The 21604-nt window shown below is 71.3% G+C and carries 20 protein-coding genes and 1 tRNA gene; 14 read left to right on the top strand and 7 right to left on the bottom strand.

The window, feature by feature from the left end; all coding sequences use genetic code 11:
* Positions 1–345: 345 nt before the first annotated feature.
* The 4 genes from OHT61_RS13640 to OHT61_RS13625 all read right to left on the bottom strand — a co-directional run bounded on the left by OHT61_RS13640 (position 346) and on the right by OHT61_RS13625 (position 4910).
* Complete coding sequence (locus OHT61_RS13640) at positions 346–1194, bottom strand: S-methyl-5'-thioadenosine phosphorylase (protein ID WP_329038235.1); 849 nt, start codon at positions 1192–1194, stop codon at positions 346–348.
* Positions 1195–1295: 101 nt separating this feature from the next.
* Complete coding sequence (locus tag OHT61_RS13635) at positions 1296–1652, bottom strand: FmdB family zinc ribbon protein (RefSeq protein WP_329038233.1); 357 nt, start codon at positions 1650–1652, stop codon at positions 1296–1298.
* Between the two features lie 66 nt (positions 1653–1718).
* A complete protein-coding gene (locus OHT61_RS13630) occupies positions 1719–2999 on the bottom strand; it encodes an MFS transporter (RefSeq protein WP_329038230.1) in 1281 nt (426 codons plus the stop codon).
* Positions 3000–3323: 324 nt separating this feature from the next.
* Positions 3324–4910: a potassium/proton antiporter gene (locus tag OHT61_RS13625; RefSeq protein WP_443049613.1), complete on the bottom strand. Its 1587-nt coding sequence runs from the start codon at positions 4908–4910 to the stop codon at positions 3324–3326.
* 243 nt (positions 4911–5153) lie between these two features.
* On the opposite strand from OHT61_RS13625, the gene OHT61_RS13620 reads away from it, so the two are divergent.
* Entirely contained in the window at positions 5154–7907 is a 2754-nt protein-coding gene (locus OHT61_RS13620; protein WP_329038225.1) for a penicillin acylase family protein, read from the top strand.
* Here OHT61_RS13620 and OHT61_RS13615 read toward each other — a convergent pair.
* A complete protein-coding gene (locus tag OHT61_RS13615; protein WP_329038223.1) occupies positions 7904–8485 on the bottom strand; it encodes a 5-formyltetrahydrofolate cyclo-ligase in 582 nt (193 codons plus the stop codon). The genes OHT61_RS13620 and OHT61_RS13615 overlap by 4 nt on opposite strands.
* 106 nt (positions 8486–8591) lie before the next feature.
* On the opposite strand from OHT61_RS13615, the gene galU reads away from it, so the two are divergent.
* The 9 genes from galU to OHT61_RS13570 all read left to right on the top strand — a co-directional run bounded on the left by galU (position 8592) and on the right by OHT61_RS13570 (position 16051).
* Positions 8592–9494, top strand: a complete 903-nt coding sequence (gene galU, locus OHT61_RS13610) for a UTP--glucose-1-phosphate uridylyltransferase GalU (RefSeq protein WP_329038221.1) — start codon at positions 8592–8594, stop codon at positions 9492–9494.
* Between the two features lie 4 nt (positions 9495–9498).
* Positions 9499–10809, top strand: coding sequence for a molybdotransferase-like divisome protein Glp (gene glp, locus OHT61_RS13605; RefSeq protein ID WP_329038218.1), 1311 nt, complete (start codon positions 9499–9501; stop codon positions 10807–10809).
* A 125-nt stretch (positions 10810–10934) separates the two neighbouring features.
* A complete protein-coding gene (moaC, locus tag OHT61_RS13600) occupies positions 10935–11435 on the top strand; it encodes a cyclic pyranopterin monophosphate synthase MoaC (RefSeq protein ID WP_329038216.1) in 501 nt (166 codons plus the stop codon).
* Positions 11432–11956 (top strand): MogA/MoaB family molybdenum cofactor biosynthesis protein, encoded by a 525-nt coding sequence (locus OHT61_RS13595; RefSeq protein WP_329038214.1) that lies wholly within the window; start codon positions 11432–11434, stop codon positions 11954–11956. Before moaC ends, OHT61_RS13595 begins: the two co-directional genes overlap by 4 nt.
* 17 nt (positions 11957–11973) lie before the next feature.
* Complete coding sequence (locus OHT61_RS13590) at positions 11974–12606, top strand: GNAT family N-acetyltransferase (RefSeq protein WP_329038212.1); 633 nt, start codon at positions 11974–11976, stop codon at positions 12604–12606.
* A gap of 167 nt (positions 12607–12773) precedes the next feature.
* Positions 12774–13859 carry a divisome protein SepX/GlpR gene (gene sepX / locus OHT61_RS13585; protein ID WP_329038211.1) on the top strand — a complete coding sequence of 362 codons (1086 nt, stop codon included), beginning with the start codon at positions 12774–12776 and terminating at the stop codon, positions 13857–13859.
* A gap of 85 nt (positions 13860–13944) precedes the next feature.
* Positions 13945–14018 (top strand) — tRNA-Ala (locus OHT61_RS13580).
* A 165-nt stretch (positions 14019–14183) separates the two neighbouring features.
* Positions 14184–15101: a DUF6891 domain-containing protein gene (locus OHT61_RS13575; RefSeq protein WP_329038209.1), complete on the top strand. Its 918-nt coding sequence runs from the start codon at positions 14184–14186 to the stop codon at positions 15099–15101.
* 155 nt (positions 15102–15256) lie between these two features.
* Positions 15257–16051: an SAM-dependent methyltransferase gene (locus tag OHT61_RS13570; RefSeq protein WP_329038206.1), complete on the top strand. Its 795-nt coding sequence runs from the start codon at positions 15257–15259 to the stop codon at positions 16049–16051.
* On the opposite strand, the gene OHT61_RS13565 is transcribed toward OHT61_RS13570, so the two are convergent.
* Positions 16039–16536, bottom strand: a complete 498-nt coding sequence (locus OHT61_RS13565; RefSeq protein WP_329038204.1) for a GNAT family N-acetyltransferase — start codon at positions 16534–16536, stop codon at positions 16039–16041. The genes OHT61_RS13570 and OHT61_RS13565 overlap by 13 nt on opposite strands.
* Before the next feature lie 49 nt (positions 16537–16585).
* Between OHT61_RS13565 and OHT61_RS13560 the strand changes: the two genes are divergently transcribed.
* The gene (locus OHT61_RS13560) at positions 16586–17401 is read left to right on the top strand and encodes an exodeoxyribonuclease III (RefSeq protein WP_329038202.1); all 816 of its coding nucleotides are present in this window, start codon (positions 16586–16588) and stop codon (positions 17399–17401) included.
* A 33-nt stretch (positions 17402–17434) separates the two neighbouring features.
* Here OHT61_RS13560 and OHT61_RS13555 read toward each other — a convergent pair whose 3' ends face one another.
* A complete protein-coding gene (locus tag OHT61_RS13555; protein WP_329043242.1) occupies positions 17435–18055 on the bottom strand; it encodes a MerR family transcriptional regulator in 621 nt (206 codons plus the stop codon).
* A gap of 169 nt (positions 18056–18224) precedes the next feature.
* On the opposite strand from OHT61_RS13555, the gene OHT61_RS13550 reads away from it, so the two are divergent.
* Genes OHT61_RS13550 through OHT61_RS13540 form a run of 3 tightly spaced genes read left to right on the top strand, consistent with a single transcriptional unit; the run spans position 18225 to position 21594 of the window.
* On the top strand, positions 18225–19745 hold the full coding sequence (locus OHT61_RS13550; RefSeq protein WP_329038200.1) for a flavin-containing monooxygenase: 1521 nt from the start codon (positions 18225–18227) through the stop codon (positions 19743–19745).
* Positions 19742–20716: an alpha/beta fold hydrolase gene (locus OHT61_RS13545; protein ID WP_329038197.1), complete on the top strand. Its 975-nt coding sequence runs from the start codon at positions 19742–19744 to the stop codon at positions 20714–20716. The genes OHT61_RS13550 and OHT61_RS13545 overlap by 4 nt, the downstream gene beginning before the upstream one ends.
* On the top strand, positions 20713–21594 hold the full coding sequence (locus OHT61_RS13540) for an SDR family oxidoreductase (RefSeq protein ID WP_329038194.1): 882 nt from the start codon (positions 20713–20715) through the stop codon (positions 21592–21594). Before OHT61_RS13545 ends, OHT61_RS13540 begins: the two co-directional genes overlap by 4 nt.
* Positions 21595–21604: the final 10 nt, after the last annotated feature.

Genomic DNA, 21604 nt, shown 5'->3' with positions numbered 1-21604 from the left:
GGACCGACCCCGTTGCACGCTTGCCGCCCCGGACGCGGGGCGGTCGCGGGTCATGGCCACGTGGAACCGTGCGGCTGCGGCGAGCCGGCCTGCGGAGGCCCAGGACCGCACCGCGCGGTCGAGCGGACCCGCGGAGGTGTCGGCCCGCGGAAGCGCCGACCTGCGGAGGCGCTCCTGCAGAGGCGTGGACCCTCGGAGGCACGGACCCGCGGTCGAGCGGACCCGCGGAGGCGCCGGCCCGCGGAGGTGCCGGCCCGCGGAGGTGCCGGCCCGCGGAGGCGCGGGACCGGCACCCCCGGCCGAGCCGCGACCCGCCCAACCCCCTGCTAAGGCAGCAACCCCCTGCTAAGGCAGCTCGATGCCCGTGTCGAGCCCGTCCAGCGCGTGCACGCAGACGCAGGCGCGGTCCTCGGTCGCGGGGAGGGCCGCCACCGCGTCGAAGAGCACCGTGCGCAGCCGGTCCACGTTGGCCGCGAACACCTTCAGGACCTCCGCGTGGCTCACGCCCTCACCGGCCTCGGCGCCCGCGTCGAGGTCCGTGACCAGCGTCGTCGTCGTGTAGCAGAGGCCCAGTTCGCGGGCGAGCACCGCTTCCGGATGCCCCGTCATGCCGACGACGGACCAGCCCATCGCCGCGTGCCAGCGCGACTCGGCGCGGGTCGAGAAGCGGGGCCCCTCGACCACGACGAGTGTGCCGCCGTCGACGGGTTCCCAGTCGCGCCCGCGTGCCGCGGCGAGGGCGGCCTTGCGTCCCTGCGGGCAGTACGGGTCGGCGAAACCGAGGTGCACGACGTTCGGCCGGGCCCCGTCCGCCCGAACCTCGCCGTCGTAGAAGGTCTGGGTGCGGTTCTTGGTGCGGTCGACCAGCTGGTCCGGCACGAGCAGGGTGCCCGGTCCGTACTCCGGGACCAGTCCGCCGACGGCGCAGGGGCCGAGCACCTGGCGTACCCCCACGGAGCGCAGGGCCCAGAGGTTGGCGCGGTAGTTGATGCGGTGCGGAGGCAGGTGGTGGCCGCGGCCGTGGCGGGGGAGGAACGCCACCCGGCGGCCCGCGATCTCGCCCAGGAAAAGGGAGTCGCTCGGCGCTCCGTACGGGGTGTCCACCCGGACCTCGGTCACGTTCTCCAGGAAGGAGTAGAGCCCCGAGCCGCCGATGACGCCGATGTCCGCTGTAGCCGTGTCTGCGTTGACCATGCGGTCACACTAACGGGGTACGCACGACAGGGACCCCGCCGAGCCGGTCGGCGGGGTCCCTGTGAAACGTGTGGTGTGCGCGTGGCGCGGGCGCCGTCGGATCAGGCCGCCGACGTACCGCTCGACGACGAGGACGCCGAAGCCGAGGAGGACGCCGAGGACGACGCCGCAGCAGCCGGCTTCGATTCCGAGCCGGACGTCGCCGAGGACGATCCACTCGACGTCCCGGTCGACCCGGACGCCTTGGCCGTGGACGTGGACGGCGTGCTGCTCGACGAGGAGCCGCGGCTGTCGTTCCGGTAGAAACCGGAACCCTTGAAGACGATGCCGACCGCCGAGAACACCTTCTTGAGGCGTCCTTCGCAGTTCGGGCACACGGTCAGGGCATCATCGGTGAACTTCTGCACCGCCTCGAGGCCTTCGCCGCATTCGGTGCACTGGTACTGATAGGTCGGCACTTGCTCCTCCTGGCACTCTCACTCAGTGAGTGCTAACGACGTTCCATACTGACGTATTCCGAGCGATCAGTCCACCGTGACCGGCTCGCGGTGACCGATCCCACGCGCCACCGTGCGTCCCGGGGACCGCGGTGTCAGCCGTGTCCGCAGGGCCAGCAGGGTCACCAGGGCCAGTGCCGTACCGGCCAGGGGGACCAGGAAACCCGTGCTCGCGCCGTGGGCGTCGGCGAGCCGCCCGGCCACGGTGACGGCGGCCGCCTGGCCGAGCGCCACGGCGCCGGTGAGCCAGGTGAAGGCCTCGGTCCTGGCCGAGGCCGGGACCAGTGCCTCGACCAGCGTGTAGCCGCTGATCAGGGCCGGTGCGATGCACAGTCCGACGAGCAGCCCGAGCCCCGCCAGCAGGGGGGCCGAGTGCACGGCCCAGAGCCCGGACGCGGTCAGCGTCAGTGCCACGTATCCGACGATCAGCCGGCGGCGCGGGCTGCTCTTCCAGGCGATCGCCCCGCAGGCGATGCCGGCCAGCATGTTGCCGGCCGCGAAGACGCCGTACAGGAGGCCGTTCACGCCCGGACGGCCGATCTCCTCGGAGAACGCCGTCAGGGAGACCTGCATGCCGCCGAAGACCGCGCCGATGCCGAGGAAAGCGGCCGCGAGGACGCGCACGCCGGGCACGGAGAGCGCCGAGCGGTGCGGTTCCGCCGCCGTCGCGGTGTCCTGCGGCACGGGCTGGGTGGATCGCTGGGCGGCGAACAGGATGCCGCCGAACAGCGTCAGAGCCGCCTCCGCGACCAGTCCGGCCGCCGGGTGCACGCCGGTGCACAGCGCCGTCGCGAGCACGGGGCCGACGACGAAGGTGAACTCGTCCGTCACCGACTCGAAGGCGGCGGCCGTCGCCATCAGCGGCGAGGCGGGACGCCCCGGGGCGGCGCCCAGCAGAGCGGCCCAGCGGGCCCGCACCATGGGACCCACCTGCGGGACGGACGCCCCGGTGGGCACGGCCGCGAGGGCCAGCGCCCACAGCGGAGCGTCCGCCAGGGCGAGTGCGGTGAGCGCGCCGACGGAGGCCGCGTGCACGACGACGCCGGGCAGGAGCACGACGCGCTGGCCGAAGCGGTCGGCCAGCCGGCCGCTCTGGGGGGCGAACAGGGCCATCGAGACGCCGGAGACGGCGGCCACCGTGCCCGCACTGCCGAACGAGCCGGTGGTGTGCTGGACCAGGAGGACGATGCCGATGGTCAGCATCGCGAAGGGCTGCCGGGCGGCGAAGCCCGGAAGGAGGAAGGTCCACGCACGCGGGGTGCGCAGCAACTGCCCGTAACCGGGGCGGTCGGAGACCGTGGACGCCACGGTCCATGCCTTTCTGCCGCCTGGTGGCCGTGCTCCCGGATACGGCCCCCGCACCTGGGTGCGGGGGCTCACGGGGGCTGCCGAGAGCTGTCCTCTTCGCGCGGGCTGCGGTAGATGCCGGGCGCTCGCTCCAGAGGCGAAGGCGCCACGACCGCCATACGGTCGCGCCAGCTCTGCATCAGGCAGAGTTGGTCGATCAGAGTTGGATCAGAGTAGGTCGATCACGTTCGAATCATGTGGATCATGAGATCCAGTCCTTCATCTTACAGGTTTCCGCACCGGTGGACCTGTGAATGCCCGCGGATGCGCCGAGTCGGCCTCCGATCAGCGGTGGGGCCGTCGCCCGCCCGCACGCTCACCCCGCCGGTCGTCATCGCTCATGCCGAGCCTCTTGGCGAGTTTGGCGAGGTGCGGCACCTCCCCGGAGCCGCTGTTCCGGCGGTCGACGCCGTCCGTCCCGAGCCAGCCGGCCAGCTTGCCGCCCTCGCCGACCGCGCGCAGCCGTGCCTCCGTGGCGTCGCGCACCGGGTCGGTGGCGACCACGAGCAGTTCGTCCCCCCGGCGCAGCACGGTCGAGGGCGCGGGGACGAAGCTCTTCTCGTCCCGTACGACGAGGGTGACGGCGGCTCCCGCCGGCAGCCGGAGCTCCGCGACCTCCACGCCGTGCATCTTGGACTTGCCGGGCACCGCGACCGAAAGCAGATGGCCGCGCAGCCGTTCCAGGGGGGCGGACTCGATGCCGAGGTCCGCGGTCTCCGAGGGGTCCTCGGCGATCTTCAGGGCCTTCGCCAGCCACGGCAGGGTCGGGCCCTGGATGAGCGTGTAGACGATGACCAGCACGAAGACGATGTTGAAGACCCGGGTGCTGCCCTCGATACCGGACACCATGGGGATGGTCGCCAGGATGATGGGGACGGCTCCGCGCAGCCCGGCCCAGGACATCAGCGCCTTCTCGCGCCGTGGCAGCCGGAAGGGCGCCAGGCTGATGAAGACGGACAGCGGTCTGGCGACCGCCGTCAGGACCAGTCCCACGACCACGGCGGGCCAGAAGTCGTCGACGAGGTCGTGCGGGGTGACCAGCAGGCCGAGCAGGACGAACATGCCGATCTGCGCGAGCCAGCCGAGCCCGTCCGCGAAGCCGCGGGTGGCAGGCCAGTGCGGGAGCTTGGAGTTGCCGAGGACCATCGCGGCCAGGTAGACGGCCAGGAACCCGCTGCCGTGGGCCATGGCACCGGCCGCGTACGCCGTCACCGCGATCGCCATCACGGCGATCGGGTAGAGGCCGGAGGCGGGGAGCGCCACGTGGCGCAGCCCGAAGGAGCCGAGCCAGCCGACCGCGAGGCCGATGGCCGCGCCGATCGCCAGCTCCAGGGCTATCTCGCCGACGAGTACGTACCAGTGCTCCACCGGGCCGGCGGTCGAGAAAGCCACCACCAGGATGACCACGGGGGCGTCGTTGAAGCCGGATTCGGCTTCCAGGACACCGGTGATCCGTGACGGGAGCGGGACCCTGCGCAGCACGGAGAAGACGGCCGCCGCGTCGGTGGAGGAGACGACGGCACCGATGATCAGCGCCTGCCGCCAGTCGAGGCCGACGAGGTAGTGCGCCGCGCTCGCGGTGACGCCCACGCTGATGCCCACGCCGACCGTCGACAGCACGGCGGCGGCCGGCAGCGCGGGTTTCACTTCTTTCCACTTCGTGCCCAGACCGCCCTCGGCCAGGATGACGACCAGGGCGGCGTAGCCGATCACCTGGGTCAGCTCGGCGTTGTCGAACTTGACGTCGAAGAAGCCGTCCTGACCTATGGCGATACCGATGCCGAGGTACAGGAGCAGGCTGGGGAGCCCGCTGCGGGACGAGATGCGTACGGCCGCGACGGCGACCAGCAGCACGACCGAGCAGACGAGCAGAAGTTCGTTGAGCGCGTGGACAGTCAGGGTCCGTTCCTTCCCTGCGTGCGCCTTCCGGATCGGCCTCCGGCGGCCACTACTTCGTTACCTTACCTAATCTTTAACGCTTTCTTGACGCCTTCGAGTGTCCGTGCGAGCGATGCGCAAACGGATGCATCCCCATACCGCGTCCGAGTGGCTTCTGCGGGGCGCCTATGGTTGCTCCAGCACGCCCAGGACCACCCTGCCCCTCGAAGGACAGCGATGCCCGCCAACACAACCGCGCCTCCCCAGCCTGTCGATACGAAGCCGGCCGGTGGGAAGAAGAAGGGGCGACGCGCCCGCCTGCTCGTGATCGTCCTGGTGCTGGCGCTCGTCGCGGGTGTCGGCTACGGCGCGTTCTGGTCCGTCTCCACGGTCCGTGCCTCCTACCCGCAGACCACCGGGTCGATCGATCTCAAGGGCCTGTCCGGTGACGTCGACGTCAAACGCGACGACTACGGGATCCCGCAGATCTACGCGGACACCGACAGCGACCTCTTCCGCGCCCAGGGCTTCGTCCAGGCCCAGGACCGCTTCTGGGAGATGGACGTACGCCGTCACATGACGTCGGGGCGGCTCTCCGAGATGTTCGGCGCCGGGCAGGTCGAGACCGACTCCTTCCTGCGCACGCTGGGCTGGCGCAAGGTCGCGCAGGAGGAGTACGACACAAAGCTGGGCGAGGACACGAAGAAGAACCTCCAGGCCTACGCGGACGGCGTGAACGCCTACCTGGCGGGCAAGGACGGCAAGGACCTCTCCGTCGAGTACGCCGCGCTCGGGCTGACCAACGACTACAAGCCCACCGAGTGGACCCCGGTCGACTCCGTCGCGTGGCTGAAGGCGATGGCCTGGGACCTGCGCGGCAACATGCAGGACGAGATCGACCGCTCGCTGATGACCAGCAGGCTCAGCGACAAGGAGATCAAGGACCTCTACCCGGACTACCCGTACAAGAAGAACAAGCCGATCGTCGACGAGGGCGCCATCGACCCGGTCACGGGGAAGTTCGACCCGAAGGCCGAGCCGTCGGACGGCATCGGGTCCCAGACCGCGCAGGGCGCGACCGAGGGTGTGACCACACAGCTCTCCGCGCTCTCCGACACCCTCGACGAGATCCCGGCGCTGCTCGGACCGAACGGCAACGGCATCGGGTCGAACTCCTGGGTGGTGTCCGGCAAGTACACGACGACCGGGAAGCCGCTGCTGGCCAACGACCCGCACCTGGCACCGCAGCTGCCCTCGCTCTGGTACCAGATGGGGCTGCACTGCCGGCAGGTCTCGGAGACCTGCCAGTACGACACGGCGGGCTACACGTTCTCCGGGATGCCCGGTGTGATCATCGGCCACAACCAGGACATCGCCTGGGGCTTCACGAACCTCGGTGCCGACGTCACCGACCTCTTCCTGGAGAAGGTCTCCGCCGACGGCTACCAGTACGACGGCAAGACCGTGCCCTTCGAGAGCCGCGAGGAGACCATCAAGGTCGCCGGCGGCAAGAGCAGGAAGATCACCGTCCGCGAGACCAACAACGGCCCCCTCCTCTCCGACCGCAGCAACGAGCTGAAGAAGGTCGGCAAGAAGGCCCCCGTCGACAACTCCGCGCCCGACCGCGCTGACGGGTACGCGGTCGCACTGAAGTGGACGGCGCTGAAGGCCGGTCACTCCATGGACGCGGTCTTCGAGATCAACCGGGCCAAGGACTTCACGAGCTTCCGCAAGGCGGCCGCCCACTTCGAGGTGCCCTCGCAGAACCTCCTCTACGCGGACACCAAGGGCAACATCGGCTACCAGGCGCCGGGCAGGATCCCGGTCCGCCTCAAGGGCGACGACGGCACGCGCCCCAGGCCCGGCTGGACGTCGGACTACGGCTGGGAGAAGGACCCCATCCCCTTCGACGAGCTGCCCTACGAGTACAACCCGAAGCGCGGCTACATCGTCACCGCCAACCAGGCCGTCATCGACGAGGACACGTACCCCCACCTGCTCACCAAGGACTGGGGCTACGGCGCGCGCAGCCAGCGGATCAACGACCTGATCGCCGACAAGATCAAGACCGGCGAGAAGATCTCCACCGACGACATGCAGCAGCTGCAGATGGACAACCACAGTGCCATCGCCGCCGAGCTCGTGCCGAAGCTGCTGAAGATCGGGATCTCCGACGAGAGCGTCCGTGAGACGCAGAAGCTGCTGGAGGGCTGGGACTACACCCAGGAGTCCGACTCCGCGGCGGCCGCGTACTTCAACGGCGTCTGGCGCAACATCCTCAAGCTGGCCTTCGGCAACAAGCTGCCCAAGGAGATGCGGGCCAAGGGCGACTGCATCTACGTCGAGCCGGTCGCCGGTTCCGGTCCGGTCGACGACGAGGGCAAGCTCGTACGGGAATGCGGCCAGCGGGCCCCGGACGCCGCGCAGCCGGACGGTGGCGACCGCTGGTACGAGGTCGTCGAGAACATTCTGGACGACCAGGACAACGACTGGTGGAAGGTCCCTGCCAAGGGCCGCGAGCAGGCGATCGACAACCGTGACGAGCTCTTCGCCCGCGCCATGAAGGACGCACGCTGGGAGCTCACCGCCAAGCTCGGCAAGGACGTCAGCACCTGGAGCTGGGGCCGGCTGCACCAGCTGACGCTGCGCAACCAGACCCTCGGCAAGGAGGGCCCCGGCCTTCTGCAGCGGGCCCTCAACCGCGGTCCCTGGGACCTCGGTGGCGGCGAGGCAGCCGTCAACGCCTCCGGCTGGAACGCGGCGGGCGGCTACGGCGTCATCTGGGTGCCGTCGATGCGGATGGTCGTCAACGTGGGGGACTGGGACAAGTCCCGCTGGATCAACCTGACCGGCGCGTCCGGCCACGCGTTCAGCTCCCACTACACCGACCAGACGGACAAGTGGGCCGACGGGGAGCTGCTCGACTGGTCCTACACGAAGGGCGGCGTGGACGGCTCGACCGTCGACACGCTGACGCTCAGGAAACCCTAGGGCCGAAAGCGCCGCGCTCCGGCCGGCGTGACCACGGCGTGCACGGGGTGGTCATGCGGTTCCTCCGGGACCCGCGCGACCACCTCGTCGTCGTAGAGGAGCACCACCAGGGCGGGATGGGCCCCGTCGGCCGCCAGCCGGGCCAGCACCCGGTCGTAGCTGCCCCCGCCGCGTCCCAGCCGCATTCCGCGCCCGTCGACGGCGAGTCCGGGCAGCAGGACCGCGTCGGCGTCGAGAACCGCCCCGGGGCCGAGGCGTGGGCCGTCCGGCTCCAGCAGCCCCCGGCCCGCGGGGACGAGGCGGTCCGCCCCCTCGAAGAGGCCCCAGTCGAGGTCGTTGTCCGCCATCAGGACCGGCAGGAGGACGCGCACCCCGCGGGCGCGCAGAGTGTCCAGGAGCACGTGCGTCCCCGGCTCCCGTCCGACGGACACGTAGGCCGCCACGGTCCGGGCTCCGGCGAGTTCGGGAAGCGCCGCGGCGGTCGAAGCGAGAACCGAAGCGGTGTTCGTCACGTCTTCAGTAGTGAGAAGCCTGCGTGCGGCGAGCAGTTCACGCCGCAGAAGGGCCTTTTGGGACATGTCATGGTTCAACGGATACTCACATAGCTCGTTAATATGTATGTATGAGGGCGAAGTTAACGGGATGCTCATCTTCCGCCCATAGGCACCGGTTAAAGTGCTCCGCATGAATCAGTCGCACCCCAGGATCAGCAAAGCTGTCATTCCAGCTGCAGGTCTCGGCACCCGGTTCCTGCCGGCCACCAAGGCCACTCCCAAAGAGATGCTGCCTGTCGTCGACAAGCCCGCCATCCAGTATGTCGTCGAGGAAGCCGTCGCCGCAGGCCTCTCCGACGTGCTGATGATCACCGGCCGCAACAAGCGTCCCCTCGAGGACCACTTCGACCGGAACTACGAACTGGAGTCCGCGCTGACCCGCAAGGGGGACGCCGAACGGCTCTCCCGGGTCCAGGAGTCCAGCGACCTCGCCACCATGCACTACGTCCGCCAGGGCGACCCCCGAGGACTCGGCCACGCCGTACTCTGCGCCGCGCCGCACGTCGGTGACCAGCCGTTCGCCGTCCTCCTCGGTGACGACCTCATCGACCCGCGCGACCCGCTGCTCGCGCGGATGGTCGAGGTCCAGGAGCGCGAGGGCGGCAGCGTCGTGGCGCTCATGGAGGTCGAACCTTCCCAGATCCACATGTACGGCTGCGCGGCCACCGAGGGCACCACCGACGGCGACGTCGTACGCGTCACGGGCCTGGTCGAGAAGCCGGACCCCGCCGAGGCGCCCAGCAACCTCGCCGTCATCGGCCGCTACGTCCTTGACCCCGCGATCTTCGGCATACTGCGTCACACGGAGCCCGGCCGCGGCGGCGAGATCCAGCTCACCGACGCGCTCCAGCTGCTGGCCGAGGACGAGAAGGTCGGCGGCCCCGTGCACGGCGTCGTCTTCAAGGGCCGCCGCTATGACACCGGCGACCGGGGCGACTATCTGCGTGCCATTGTCAGACTCGCGTGCGAACGTGAGGACCTGGGCCCGGACTTCCGGTCCTGGCTGCGCAGTTACGTCACCGAGGAGTTGTAACAGCTTGAGCAGCACGATCTGGTCGGTGGACGATCACCTGGACGACATCCTCGCCGCGGTGAGGCCGCTCGAACCCATCGAGCTGCAACTGCCCGAGGCCCAGGGCTGCGTCCTGGTCGAGGACGTCGTGGTCGAGGTGGCGCTGCCGCCCTTCGACAACAGCTCGATGGACGGGTACGCCGTCCGGATCTCCGACGTCGAGGGGGCCAGCGAGGAGTTCCCGGCCGTCCTCACCGTCGTCGGTGACGTCGCCGCGGGCGACGGAGGCCTGGCCGACGGCCGCTCCGTCGGTCCCGGCGAGGCCGCCCGCATCATGACGGGCGCCCCGCTGCCCGCCGGCGCCGAGGCGGTCGTCCCGGTGGAGTGGACCGACGGCGGCACCGGCGGCGGCCCGGCCGAGGCCATGCGCGCCCACACCGACGCACCCGAGGGCGCGAGCGGCGAGGTCCGGATCCACCGGCCCGCCAAGCCGCGGGACCACGTCCGCGCCAAGGGCAGCGACGTGCGGCCCGGGGACATGGCGCTGCGCGCGGGTTCGGTCATCGGGCCGCCGCAGATCGGGCTGCTCGCCGCGATCGGCCGCTCGACGGTGCGGGTGCGGCCCCGTCCGAGGGTCGTCGTGCTCTCCACCGGCAGCGAGCTGGCACAGCCGGGCGAGGAACTGACCGGCGGCCGCATCTACGACTCCAACAGCTTCGCCCTGACGGCGGCGGCCCGGGACGCGGGCGCCATCGCCTATCGCGTCCCCGCGGTCGCCGACGACGCGGAGACGCTGCGGGCCACGATCGAGGACCAGCTGATCCGCGCGGACATCGTCGTCACCACGGGTGGCGTGAGCGTCGGCGCGTACGACGTGGTCAAGGAGGCACTGTCCTCGGTGGGGGACGAGGACGGGGCCGGCGGCGGCATCGACTTCCGCAAGCTCGCCATGCAGCCGGGCAAGCCCCAGGGGTTCGGTTCGATCGGCCCCGACCACACGCCGCTGCTGGCGCTCCCGGGGAACCCGGTCTCCTCGTACGTCTCCTTCGAGCTGTTCGTGCGCCCGGCGATCCTGACGCTCATGGGTCTCAAGGACGTGCACCGGCCGAAGGTCCGTGCCGTCCTCAGCGCCGACGGGCCTCTCTCCTCGCCCGCCGGCAAGCGGCAGTTCCTGCGCGGGACCTACGACGCGGAGGCGGGCACGGTCACTCCGGTCGGAGGTGCCGGATCGCATCTGATCGCCGCCCTGGCGCAGGCGGACGCGCTGATCGTGCTGCCCGAGGACGTCACCTCCGCCGAACCCGGCGCGGAGACCGAGGTGATCCTCCTCCGCTGACATCGTCGCGGTGGCGGTACGGTATCTGGCGCTGTGCCTTACCGGGGAAGGCCCCCCGGACGCCCGCCCCGTGTCCTCACGCGGGACGGGCGGGCAACCGGCGCCCTACCGCTAGGCGGAGTGAGTTGAGTACGCAGAACAGCCTGACCCACATCGACGAGGCGGGCGCGGCCCGCATGGTCGACGTGTCGGAGAAGGACGTGACCGCACGCGTCGCCCGCGCGAGCGGCCGGGTCCTCGTGTCCCCCCGTGTCGTCGAACTCCTCAGGGGTGAGGGCGTCCCCAAGGGCGACGCGCTCGCCACCGCGCGGATCGCCGGGATCATGGGCGCGAAGCGCACCCCTGACCTGATCCCGCTGTGTCACCCGCTCGCGGTCTCCGGCGTCAAGGTCGATCTCGCCGTCGCCGACGACGCGGTGGAGATCACGGCGACCGTGAAGACGACGGACCGTACGGGCGTCGAGATGGAGGCCCTGACCGCCGTGTCGGTCGCCGCGCTCACCGTGATCGACATGATCAAGGCGGTCGACAAGAGCGCGGTGATCACGGACGTGCGGGTCGAGGCGAAGTCGGGCGGCAAGTCCGGGGACTACCGGCGCCCCGCACCGGAGGGTACGGACGCATGACCGCGCCCGACAGCGCGGTGGACGCGCCCGCGTACCGCGCCCTCGTCGTGACCGCCTCCAACCGTGCGTCGGCCGGCGTCTACGCCGACAAGGGCGGCCCTCTCGTCGCCGAGGGGCTCACCGGTCTGGGATTCGCCGTCGACGGCCCGCAGGTCGTCCCCGACGGGGATCCGGTCGAGGCGGCCCTCCGCGCGGGCGTGGCCGCGGGCTACGACGTGATCGTGACCACCGGCGGGACCGGCATCTCGCCCACGGACCGCACCCCCGAGGCCACCCGCGCGGTCATCGGCCGGGAGGTCCCCGGCATCGCCGAGGCCATCCGCGCCGAGGGCCGGGACAAGGTGCCGACCGCCGCGCTGTCCCGGGGTCTCGCGGGCATCGCGGACGGCACCCTGATCGTGAACCTCCCCGGCTCGACCGGCGGCGTCCGCGACGGACTCGCCGTCCTGGGCAGGCTTCTGGTGCACGCCGTCGACCAGGTGCGCGGCGGCGATCACCCCCGACCAGGGAGCCCGAACTGAACGTCCGGACCTGGCCGGTGATCCTGACCGACGGCGCCGTCACCCTCCGCCCGATAAAGCTGCGCGACCAGAGCATCTGGCGCGAGGTGAACCGGCGCAACCGCGACTGGCTGCGCCCCTGGGAGGCGACCGTCCCACCGCCCGCCCCCGGCGGCCCGGTGGCCCAGCGCCCCACCTACCGTCAGATGATCCGCCACCTGCGCGCCGAGGCGAACGCCGGCCGGATGCTGCCCTTCGCGATCGAGTACGAGGGCCGCCTCGTGGGGCAGTTGACGGTGGCGGGCATCACGTGGGGCTCGATGTGCTCGGGCCATGTCGGCTACTGGGTGGACCGGAGTGTCGCGGGACGCGGGGTCATGCCCACCGCGGTGGCGCTCGCCGTCGACCACTGTTTCCGCACGGTCGGACTCCACCGCATCGAGGTGTGCATCCGGCCCGAGAACGCGCCCAGCAGACGCGTCGTGGAGAAACTCGGATTCCGCTCGGAAGGACTGCGGCCGCGCTATCTCCACATCGACGGTGCGTGGCGGGACCACCTGATCTTCGCCCTCACCGCCGAGGAGGTGCCCGACGGGCTGCTGCGGCGTTGGCGCAGGGTGCGGGCGGGGGCGCCGCAACCGCCCGGGGACTCACCGCACGCACCCGGGTAAATAAAATAGGTGTTCGAATTTGATCGTTACTTGACGGTAAACCATCCGACTTCCGTCGACTGCCGGTCCGAAGAATCGTAAAAAAAGTCCGTCATATGAGCCTGATCGTGCGACACACCGGGCCAATTGGCGGATGCTGCCGTGCAAACCCCTCTACGGTGTGAGACGTGAGCAGCAGCGGCCTCATCTACGCAGTCATCGTCGGGGCATGGGCCGCCTACTTGGTACCGATGTGGCTCCGCAGGCAGGACGAGCTCAACGAAGCGCGTCCCACGGAGCGCTTCAGCACCGCCATCCGGCTGCTGTCCGGACGCGCGGCCATGGAGCGCCGTTACGCCAAGGAGCTGCGGGAACGCGGGGCCGAGGAGGCGCCTGGCGACGTGGACCCGGATGCCGTCACGGACCGTATGGAGTCCGTCGACGTCCGGGCCTTTTCCGCGCCCCCGGCCCATACGGAAGCCCGGTTGCGCGACCCGGCGCCCGAACGCACCGAGCAGGACCGGCCGCCGGCGCAGGTCCGGCGACGGCGCCCCTCCGGCGCCGAGTCGGAGCGCGAGCGGCGTCAGCGCTCGCAGGTCCTGGCGCGCAGGCGGCGCACGACCACGATGCTCTTCATGGCCTTCACGCTCGGCGCGGTCGTCGCCGCCGTGGGCGGACTCCGCTTCCTGTGGGCGCCCGCCGTGCCGGCCGTGCTGCTGAGCACGTACATCGTGCATCTGCGGGCCCAGGAGCGCCGGCGGTTCGTCTTCACCATGGACCGGCGCCGTGCCGAGGACGCCGCACAACGGCTCCGCGAGAACCGCCCCCGCAGGCACCAGCCCGCGGCGTCGGCTCCCGCCGAGCCGGACGAGGAGCCCGAAGCGTCGGCTCCCGCTCCCACCGTCTCTCCGCAGGAGGCGGGCCGCCGCGCCCTCGTCGAGCAGACGGACCACGCCGAGTGGGTCGACCAGCAGCGCGAGCGCGGTCCGGCCCAGGGTGACAGCTGGGAGCCCGTACCGGTTCCGCTGCCCACCTACGTCACGGCCCCCGTCGCCCCGCGCGCCACGGGCGGGGTGGAGGTCGGCGACCCGGAGACCTGGAGCGCCGCCCGCTCCAGCCCGGCCGAACCCAGCCGTCCGGACGCCGCGGAGCCCGACGCCGAGGCGCGCCCGCGCCGCCGGCCCGGCCAGCCCCGGCGCACGCGGGAGCGGGGCCGTACGCCGCTCTTCGACCAGTACGACGACGGCGACCGGCCCCGCGCGGCCAACGAGTGACGGCTCGGGGATCCGACTCGGTGACCTGCCGGGATACGGATTTCCGAGCACCCCTTTCGGGGTGCTAGAGTTTCACTCGTTGCAAGGGCCTGTGGCGCAGTCTGGTAGCGCACCTCGTTCGCATCGAGGGGGTCTGGGGTTCAAATCCCCACAGGTCCACCGCAGCTCAGAGCCCCTACCGGGGAAATCCGGTAGGGGCTCTTTGGCGTCGCAGGGAAGCGGGGTCGGGCAACTGCCGTGGTCCTGCGTGTCCGGGTTGCCGGGGGCCGCCGCGTCACGGATTTCTGAGGGCCGCTGTCGTAGGCGTGTGCCAGAGTTCGGCGCATGCTCGAGATCGTGGTGAAGACGGAGAACGGGGAGCGGCACGTCCGCGCGTCCGAAGGGGAGCTTGCCGGGCTGGTCCGCCGGCTGGGCGGTGACGGGGACCTCTTCCTGGTGCTCCAGCGGATACCCGATCTGCCGGACGTCTTCGCCCAGGTCTGGCACAAGGCCGGAGGCGACTACACGCTGGAACACCGCGACGGGTCCGCCGACCGGCACTTCCAGGCGATGGTGGACAGTCCGGAGGCCGTGAGCGCGGCGCTCACCGGGTGGGCCCGCCAGGAGGACGGCTGGGACGCCGGTCCGGCCTGGTCCCTGCTGGACATGGGCCCCACCCGCGAGGTGCCGCCCCTCGACCTCGGCGCGGACGACCGCCGGGTGTTGGAGGAGCGCGTACGCGAGGTGCTGCTCGGCGGGTACGCCTCCCGTGCGGAGCTGGCCGAGATCGCCGAGGAGTACCTGGTCACCAAGGACCGTCGGCCGGTTTCGCGCGAGCAGGCGGCGGCGCTGGCGGACCGGATGTGGCTGGAGCGCGTGGCGGAGCAGGCCGCATGGCAGGGCGAGACCGATCCCGAGCGGCTCGCCCGCGCGTTCGCCGCTCTCCGGAGCGCCGGTGTCACCGCCCGCGAGAACTTCACCTGCTGCCGCACCTGCGGCGAGTCCGAGATCGGCGAGGAGGCCGGTCCCGATGCCCGCGGCTTCGTCTACTTCCACACCCAGTGCACGGATTCCGCCGCGGCGGGCCAGGGGTTGATGCTCCTGTACGGCGGCTTCGACGGTTCGTCCGAGACCACCCGGGCCATCGGCCACGAGGTCGTGGCGGCCCTCGGAGCAGCCGGCCTCGGCACCGAGTGGGACCACGACCCAGGCCGGGCCGTCACCGTGACCCCGCTGGACTGGCGCCGCCGCCTGGTCGGTTAGGGCCGACGCCCGCGCGGAGGTGCGGCTTCCGGTCGGGAGGCCAACCGGTAGCCTGGGGCATCCTCGCTCATCCGCCCTTGTGGTGACCGCTGTTGGGGGTCGCACAGGCCGGGTGCGGGGTTGCCTGTTCGTGGTTCCGTACGGAGGAGCGTCCTGTGACAGCCGGTATACCCAGCTCCCGCATCGACACCAGCAAGCCTCATCCGGCGCGTGTCTACGACTGGTTGCTGGGCGGCAAGGACAACTACCCGGTCGATCAGGAGGTCGGGGAGAGGCTGCCGGCCGAGGCGCGGGCCAACGCGGGGCGGAACCGGGCCTTCATGCACCGGGCGTCCGCCTGGCTGGCGGGCCGGGGTGTCGACCAGTTCCTGGACATCGGCACCGGCATCCCCACCGCGCCGAACCTCCACCAGATCGTCCAGGCCGTCACTCCGAGGTCGCGTGTGGTCTACGCCGACAACGACCCCATCGTGCTGCGCCACGCGGAGGCGCTCCTGGTGAGCACTCCCGAGGGTGCGACGGACTACATCCACGCGGATGTGCGCGAGCCCGAGGCCATCCTCGAACGCGCCGCGAAATTCCTGGACTTCGGGCGGCCGGTCGCGTTGTCCCTGATCGCGCTGATGCACTTCCTGCCCGACGACCACGATCCGTACGGCATCACGCGCACGCTGACCGGTGCGCTGGCGCCGGGGAGTTTCCTGGTCCTCTCGCACGGCACCGCCGATCAGCACCCGGAGCTGAGGCGGGAGACCGAGTCCGCGTACAGGAAGGGCGCCATCGCGCTCAGGATGCGTACGCGTGAGGAGGTCGAGCCGTTCTTCGAGGGGCTGGACCTCGTGGAGCCGGGACTCGTCACGGCGCCCGAGTGGTACCGGGAGGGGCTCGCGCCGGAGTACGAGCGGAGCGGGTTCTACGTGGGTGTGGCGCAGGTGCCTCAGGCGGTCTGAGCGGGGCCGGTGAGGGGCTTGGCCATGCAGATACTGGTGTCGTACAGGCGGTAGTGGCCGAACTTCGCGCAGGGCGTGTAGCCGCTCGACGCGTACAGCGCGATCGCCTCGGGCTGCTGGTCGCCCGTCTCCAGGACCATGCGCGTGCGGCCGGCGGCCCGCGCGTCGGCCTCCAGTGCGGCGAGGATGCGGCGGGCCAGTCCCCGGCCCCGGCCCTCCGGGACCACGAACAGGCGCTTGATCTCGGCATCGCCGTCGGAGTAGCCCTCGGCGTTCCGGTCCTGGGTGCGCCAGCCGCCGGTGGCCACGGGGCGGCTCTGCTCGTCGTAGGCGAGCAGGTACAGCCCCTGGGGCGGGTCGAACATGGTGGCGTCGAGCGGTGTGGCGTCTCCGCCGTCGCCGTAGCGGGCGGCGTACTCGAGCTGCACCTGGTCGTTGAGTTTGACGGCGTCCGGGTGGTCGTACGGCCGGGGCTGGATAAGCATGCGAGTCATAGTAGAGCTATGCGCTAGGGGATGTAGGTACTGTATCCGGATGCTGACTGTTACCTCCGTGAATGTCAACGGGCTCCGTGCCGCCGCCAAGAAGGGCTTCGTCGAGTGGCTGGCGCAGACCGAGGCCGATGTGGTCTGCCTCCAGGAAGTCCGGGCGGAGGCGCAGCAGCTGCCCGAAGAGGTGCGTGAGCCCGAGGGCTGGCACGTCGTGCACGCTCCGGCCGCCGCCAAGGGCCGTGCGGGCGTCTCGGTGCTGACGCGGCACGCGCCCGAGCGCGTGCAGACCGGCTTCGGCGGATTCGGTGTCCCCGGCGCGGAGGAGTTCGACGCGAGCGGACGCTACGTCGAGGTGGACGTCCCGGGTGTGACGGTGGCGAGCCTGTACCTGCCGTCCGGCGAGGTCGGCACGGAGAAGCAGGAGGAGAAGGAGCGCTTCATGGCAGCCTTCCTGCCCTACCTGCAGGGGCTCCGGGCGCGCGCGGCGGCCGAGGGCCGCGAGGTGGTCGTGTGCGGCGACTGGAACATCGCCCACCAGGAGGCCGACCTCAAGAACTGGAAGGCGAACAGGAAGTCCTCCGGCTTCCTCCCGGAGGAGCGGGAGTGGCTGACCCGGGTGTTCGACGAGGCGGGGTACGTGGACGTGGTCCGCGCCCTGCACCCGGACGAGGAGGGGCCCTACTCGTGGTGGTCCTACCGCGGGCGGGCCTTCGACAACGACGCGGGCTGGCGGATCGACTACCAGGTGGCGTCCCCGGGTCTCGCGGGCCGCGCGGTCAAGGGCTGGGTCGAACGCGCGGCGACGCACGGTGAGCGGTGGAGCGACCACGCCCCCGTGACCGCCACGTACGAGCGGTAGGAACCCGCCGGTGCCGGTGCCCGCCCGCGCCCCTCAGCCGTCGTCGCGCAGGCGGCGGTCCAGGGCCATCGAGAGCTCGGCGTCCACCACGGCCTGGGCCAGGGTGCGCAGCTGGTCCGGCTCGGAGTGCGCGGTGTGGGTGCGCAGTACGCGGACGAACAGGTCGGCCAGGGCGTCGGCGTGCTCGCGGACCTGGCGGCCCGAGGAGAGCACGGCGGAGAGCGGGACTCCCGCGCGGACGAGTTCCGCGGACGCCTCCAGCAGGCGGCGGCTGATGTGCACGATCTCGTCGCCGTCGGTGGCCAGGTAGCCCAGCTCCAGGGCCCCGGCGAGGTTCTCCGCCGTCGCCTGGTCGAGGAAGTAGTCGGCGAGCTGCTCGGGGGTGAGCCGGACCGGGGTCTCCTCGGTCGGTTCGCCCAGGCCCAGCACCTCGGCGACGTCCCGGCCGCTGTCGAAGGTGGCGGCCAGGTCGGCGATGCCGTTGAGGGTGTGGCCGCGCTCCAGCAGGCCGGTGATCGTGCGCAGCCGGGCCAGGTGGTGGTCGTCGTACCAGGCGATGCGGCCCTCGCGCCGGGGCGGCTGGATCAGGCCGCGCTCCCGGTAGAAGCGCAGGGTGCGCACGGTGATGCCGGCCTCCCGGGCCAGCTCCTCCATGCGGTACTCGCGGTGCTCGCGTCCTTCAGCCACACCCGCACCCTATGTTGTACCGCCGGTAACTTTCCTTGCCCCGCCCCCTACCCATCAGTACGAGGCTGCTCTACCCTCCCAACAGTGCCAGTGATTGCTGGCAGAGTCGTGTCACGTACCGCGGGGAGGCGGCAGCATGGCCCAGCACGAGCACGTACGAGTGGCGGTGATCGGATCCGGATTCGGGGGCCTCGGGGCCGCGGTCCGGCTCCGCCGCGAGGGCATCACCGACTTCCTGGTCCTCGAGCGGGCCGGCTCGGTCGGCGGTACCTGGCGCGACAACAGCTACCCGGGCTGTGCCTGCGACGTACCGTCCCACCTGTACTCCTTCTCCTTCGCGCCCAACCCCGACTGGCCGCGCACCTTCTCCGGGCAGGAGCACATCCGCGCCTACCTGGAGCACGTGGCCGACACCTTCGGGCTGCGCCCGCACATCAGGCTCAACCGTGAAGTCACCGTCATGCGCTGGGACAACGACGAACTGCACTGGACGATCGAGAGCGCCGACGGCTCCACCGTCACCGCCGACGTCGTCGTCTCGGCCACCGGCCCGCTCTCCGACCCGAAGCTGCCGGACATCCCCGGGCTCGCGGACTTCCCGGGCAAGGTCTTCCACTCGGCGCAGTGGGACCACGACCACGACCTGAGCGGCAAGCGGGTCGCCGTCATCGGCACCGGCGCCTCGGCCATCCAGATCGTCCCGGAGATCCAGCCGCAGGTGGGCCGGCTCACCCTCTTCCAGCGGACCCCGCCCTGGGTCATGCCGCGCATGGACCGCGCCATCAGCGGTCCCGAGAAGTGGCTTCACCGCGCGCTCCCCTTCACGGGCACCGCCCGGCGCGGCCTGCTCTGGGGCATCAGGGAACTGCAGGTGGGCGCCTTCACGAAGCACCCGAACCAGCTGGGCCTCGTCGAGTCGATAGCCAAGGCCAACATGGCGCGTGCGATCAAGGACCCGGCCCTGCGGGCCAGGCTGACCCCGTCGTACCGCATCGGCTGCAAGCGCATCCTGCTCTCCAGCGCCTACTACCCGGCGCTCGCGCAGCCCAACGTCGACGTCGTCGCCTCCGGACTCACCGAGGTGCGGGGCTCCACCGTGGTCGCCGCGGACGGTACGGAGACCGAGGCCGACGTGATCATCCTCGGTACCGGGTTCCACGTGACGGACATGCCGATCGCGGAGCGCGTCGTCGGCGCCGACGGCATCACGCTCACCGAGGCATGGAAGGACGGCATGCAGGCGCTGCGCGGCGCGACCGCCGCCGGATTCCCCAACTGGATGACGATCATCGGCCCCAACACGGGCCTCGGGAACTCCTCCATGATCCTCATGATCGAGTCGCAGCTGAACTACATGGCCGACTACCTGCGCCAGCTCGACGTCCTGGGCGGGCGCGCGGCCCTCGACGCGCGTCCCTCCGCCGTCGGCGCGTGGAACCGCCGGGTCCAGGACCGGATGAGGCGCACCGTCTGGAACACCGGCGGCTGCACCAGTTGGTACCTGGACTCCGCCGGCCGCAACACCACGGTCTGGCCGGGCACCACGGCCGAGTTCCGCCGGGCCACGCGCTCGGTGGACCTCGGCGAGTACGAGGTCGTCCGCGCCCCGCTCACCCACTCCACGGCGCGTGCCGTGACCGAGGAGGCAGCACGATGAACCGGACGAGGACACGTACGAGGACGAGTGCGAAGGGACGGGCGGAGGCCCCGCCCGTGCCCGTGCGCGAGCTGACCGTCGTCTCGGCCGACGGCGCGCGGATCAACGTCGAGGTGCACGGCCCCGACGGCGCCCCCGCCGTGGTCCTGGCGCACGGCTGGACCTGCAACACCCGCTTCTGGGACGCACAGGTGCGCGACCTGGCGGTGGACCACCGCGTCGTCGTCTACGACCAGCGCGGTCACGGCCGTACGCCCGAGCCCGGGGACGGCGGCTACAGCACGCACGCGCTGGCCGACGACCTGGAGGCGGTGCTGACGGCCACGCTCGACCCCGGGCAGAAGGCGGTGCTCGGCGGGCACTCCATGGGCGGGATGACGCTGATGGCGGCCGGCGGCCGGCCGGCCGTCCGCGAGCACGGGGCGGCCGTCCTGCTGTGCAGCACCGGGAGCTCTCGGCTGACCGCCGAGTCGCTGGTGCTGCCGATACGGGCCGGTGCGCTCCGCACCCGGATCACCGCGGCGGTCCTCGGCGCGCGCGCCCCGCTCGGACCGGTCACCGCCGTCTCGAAGGTGATTCTCAAGTACGCCACCATGGGGCGCGGTTCGGCCCCGGAACGTGTGGATGCCTGTGCCAGGATCGTGCACGCGTGTCCGCGCGCGGTGCGGGTCGCCTGGGGGCACGTGCTCGCGGAGCTCGACCTCGAAGCCGGGGTACGTGAGTTGCTGCTGCCGACCGCGGTGATCGCGGGCGCCGACGACCGGCTGACGCCGCCCGTGCACGCGCGGGCCATCGAGGTGGCGCTGCCGCACAGTCTCGGGCTCACGGTGCTGACGGGCATGGGCCACATGACGCCGATGGAGGCGCCCGAAGCGGTCACGGCGAAGCTCCGCGAGCTGGTGGCCGCGTACGTCACTGTGGAAGGTGCGGGCAGCACGGCGGCAGCCGTGAGCGAGGAGGAGGTCGCATGAGCGGCAGGCGGAGTCTCGAAGGACAGGTCGTCGTCGTCACGGGCGCGGCGCGGGGGGTGGGCGAGCTGCTGGCCCGCAAACTCTCGGCGCGGGGTGCCACGCTGGCGCTGGTCGGCCTGGAGCCGGACGAGCTGAAGAAGGTCTCGGAGCGGCTGCACTCCGAGAGCGGGCACTGGTTCGCGGACGTCACCGACCACGTGGCGATGAGCCGGGTCGCCGCCGAGGTCGGGGAACGCTTCGGCAAGGTCGACATCGTCGTCGCCAACGCGGGCGTCGCCACCGGCGGGCCGCTCGTCGACTCGGACCCGGAGGCGTGGCGCCGGGTGGTGGAGGTCAACCTCATAGGAGGTGCGGTGACCGCGCGGGCGTTCCTGCCCCTGCTCATGGAGAGCCGCGGGTACTTCCTGCAGATAGCGTCTCTGGCCGCGATCACCCCGGCGCCGATGATGAGCGCGTACTGCGCGTCCAAGTCGGGTGCGGAGGCGTTCGCGCACTGCCTGCGCGGCGAGGTCGGTCACCGGGGCGTGCGGGTCGGCGTCGGCTACCTCTCCTGGACCGACACGGACATGGTGCGCGGTGCCGACGAGGACGACGTCATGCGGGAGTTGAGGCAGCGGCTGCCGTGGCCGACGAACCGCACGTATCCGCTGGGGCCGGCCGTCGACCGGATCGTCGCCGGGATCGAGCGGCGCTCCGCGCACGTGTACGCCCAGTGGTGGCTGCGCGGTATGCAGTCGGTCCGCGGCTACCTCCCGACGCTCATAGGGACGGTCGGACAGCGCGAGATGAAGCGGTTCGGGCCCCGGCTCGACGGGGTGGGCAAGGGGCTCGTCGGGGCCGGCGGAGAGGCCGATCAGCAGGCCCGCGTACGGCGATGATGATCGAAAT

This window comes from Streptomyces sp. NBC_00178 (assembly GCF_036206005.1).
In the GTDB taxonomy this organism is placed as follows: Bacteria; Actinomycetota; Actinomycetes; order Streptomycetales; family Streptomycetaceae; genus Streptomyces.
The sequence above is the reverse complement of the archived record's forward strand: the minus strand, read 5'-3'. Positions and strand labels throughout refer to the sequence as shown.

Excerpts from the sequence above, each read along its gene's own strand:
- OHT61_RS13565 (WP_329038204.1), bottom strand. The coding sequence starts at position 16,536 with ATGCTTATCCAGCCCCGGCCGTACGACCACCCGGACGCCGTCAAACTC.
- OHT61_RS13560 (WP_329038202.1), top strand. The coding sequence starts at position 16,586 with ATGCTGACTGTTACCTCCGTGAATGTCAACGGGCTCCGTGCCGCCGCC.
- OHT61_RS13575 (WP_329038209.1), top strand. The coding sequence starts at position 14,184 with ATGCTCGAGATCGTGGTGAAGACGGAGAACGGGGAGCGGCACGTCCGC.
- OHT61_RS13620 (WP_329038225.1), top strand. The coding sequence starts at position 5,154 with ATGCCCGCCAACACAACCGCGCCTCCCCAGCCTGTCGATACGAAGCCG.
- OHT61_RS13540 (WP_329038194.1), top strand. The coding sequence starts at position 20,713 with ATGAGCGGCAGGCGGAGTCTCGAAGGACAGGTCGTCGTCGTCACGGGC.
- OHT61_RS13545 (WP_329038197.1), top strand. The coding sequence starts at position 19,742 with ATGAACCGGACGAGGACACGTACGAGGACGAGTGCGAAGGGACGGGCG.
- OHT61_RS13640 (WP_329038235.1), bottom strand. The coding sequence starts at position 1,194 with ATGGTCAACGCAGACACGGCTACAGCGGACATCGGCGTCATCGGCGGC.
- OHT61_RS13555 (WP_329043242.1), bottom strand. The coding sequence starts at position 18,055 with ATGGAGGAGCTGGCCCGGGAGGCCGGCATCACCGTGCGCACCCTGCGC.
- galU (WP_329038221.1), top strand. The coding sequence starts at position 8,592 with ATGAATCAGTCGCACCCCAGGATCAGCAAAGCTGTCATTCCAGCTGCA.
- OHT61_RS13550 (WP_329038200.1), top strand. The coding sequence starts at position 18,225 with ATGGCCCAGCACGAGCACGTACGAGTGGCGGTGATCGGATCCGGATTC.
- OHT61_RS13595 (WP_329038214.1), top strand. The coding sequence starts at position 11,432 with ATGACCGCGCCCGACAGCGCGGTGGACGCGCCCGCGTACCGCGCCCTC.
- OHT61_RS13615 (WP_329038223.1), bottom strand. The coding sequence starts at position 8,485 with ATGTCCCAAAAGGCCCTTCTGCGGCGTGAACTGCTCGCCGCACGCAGG.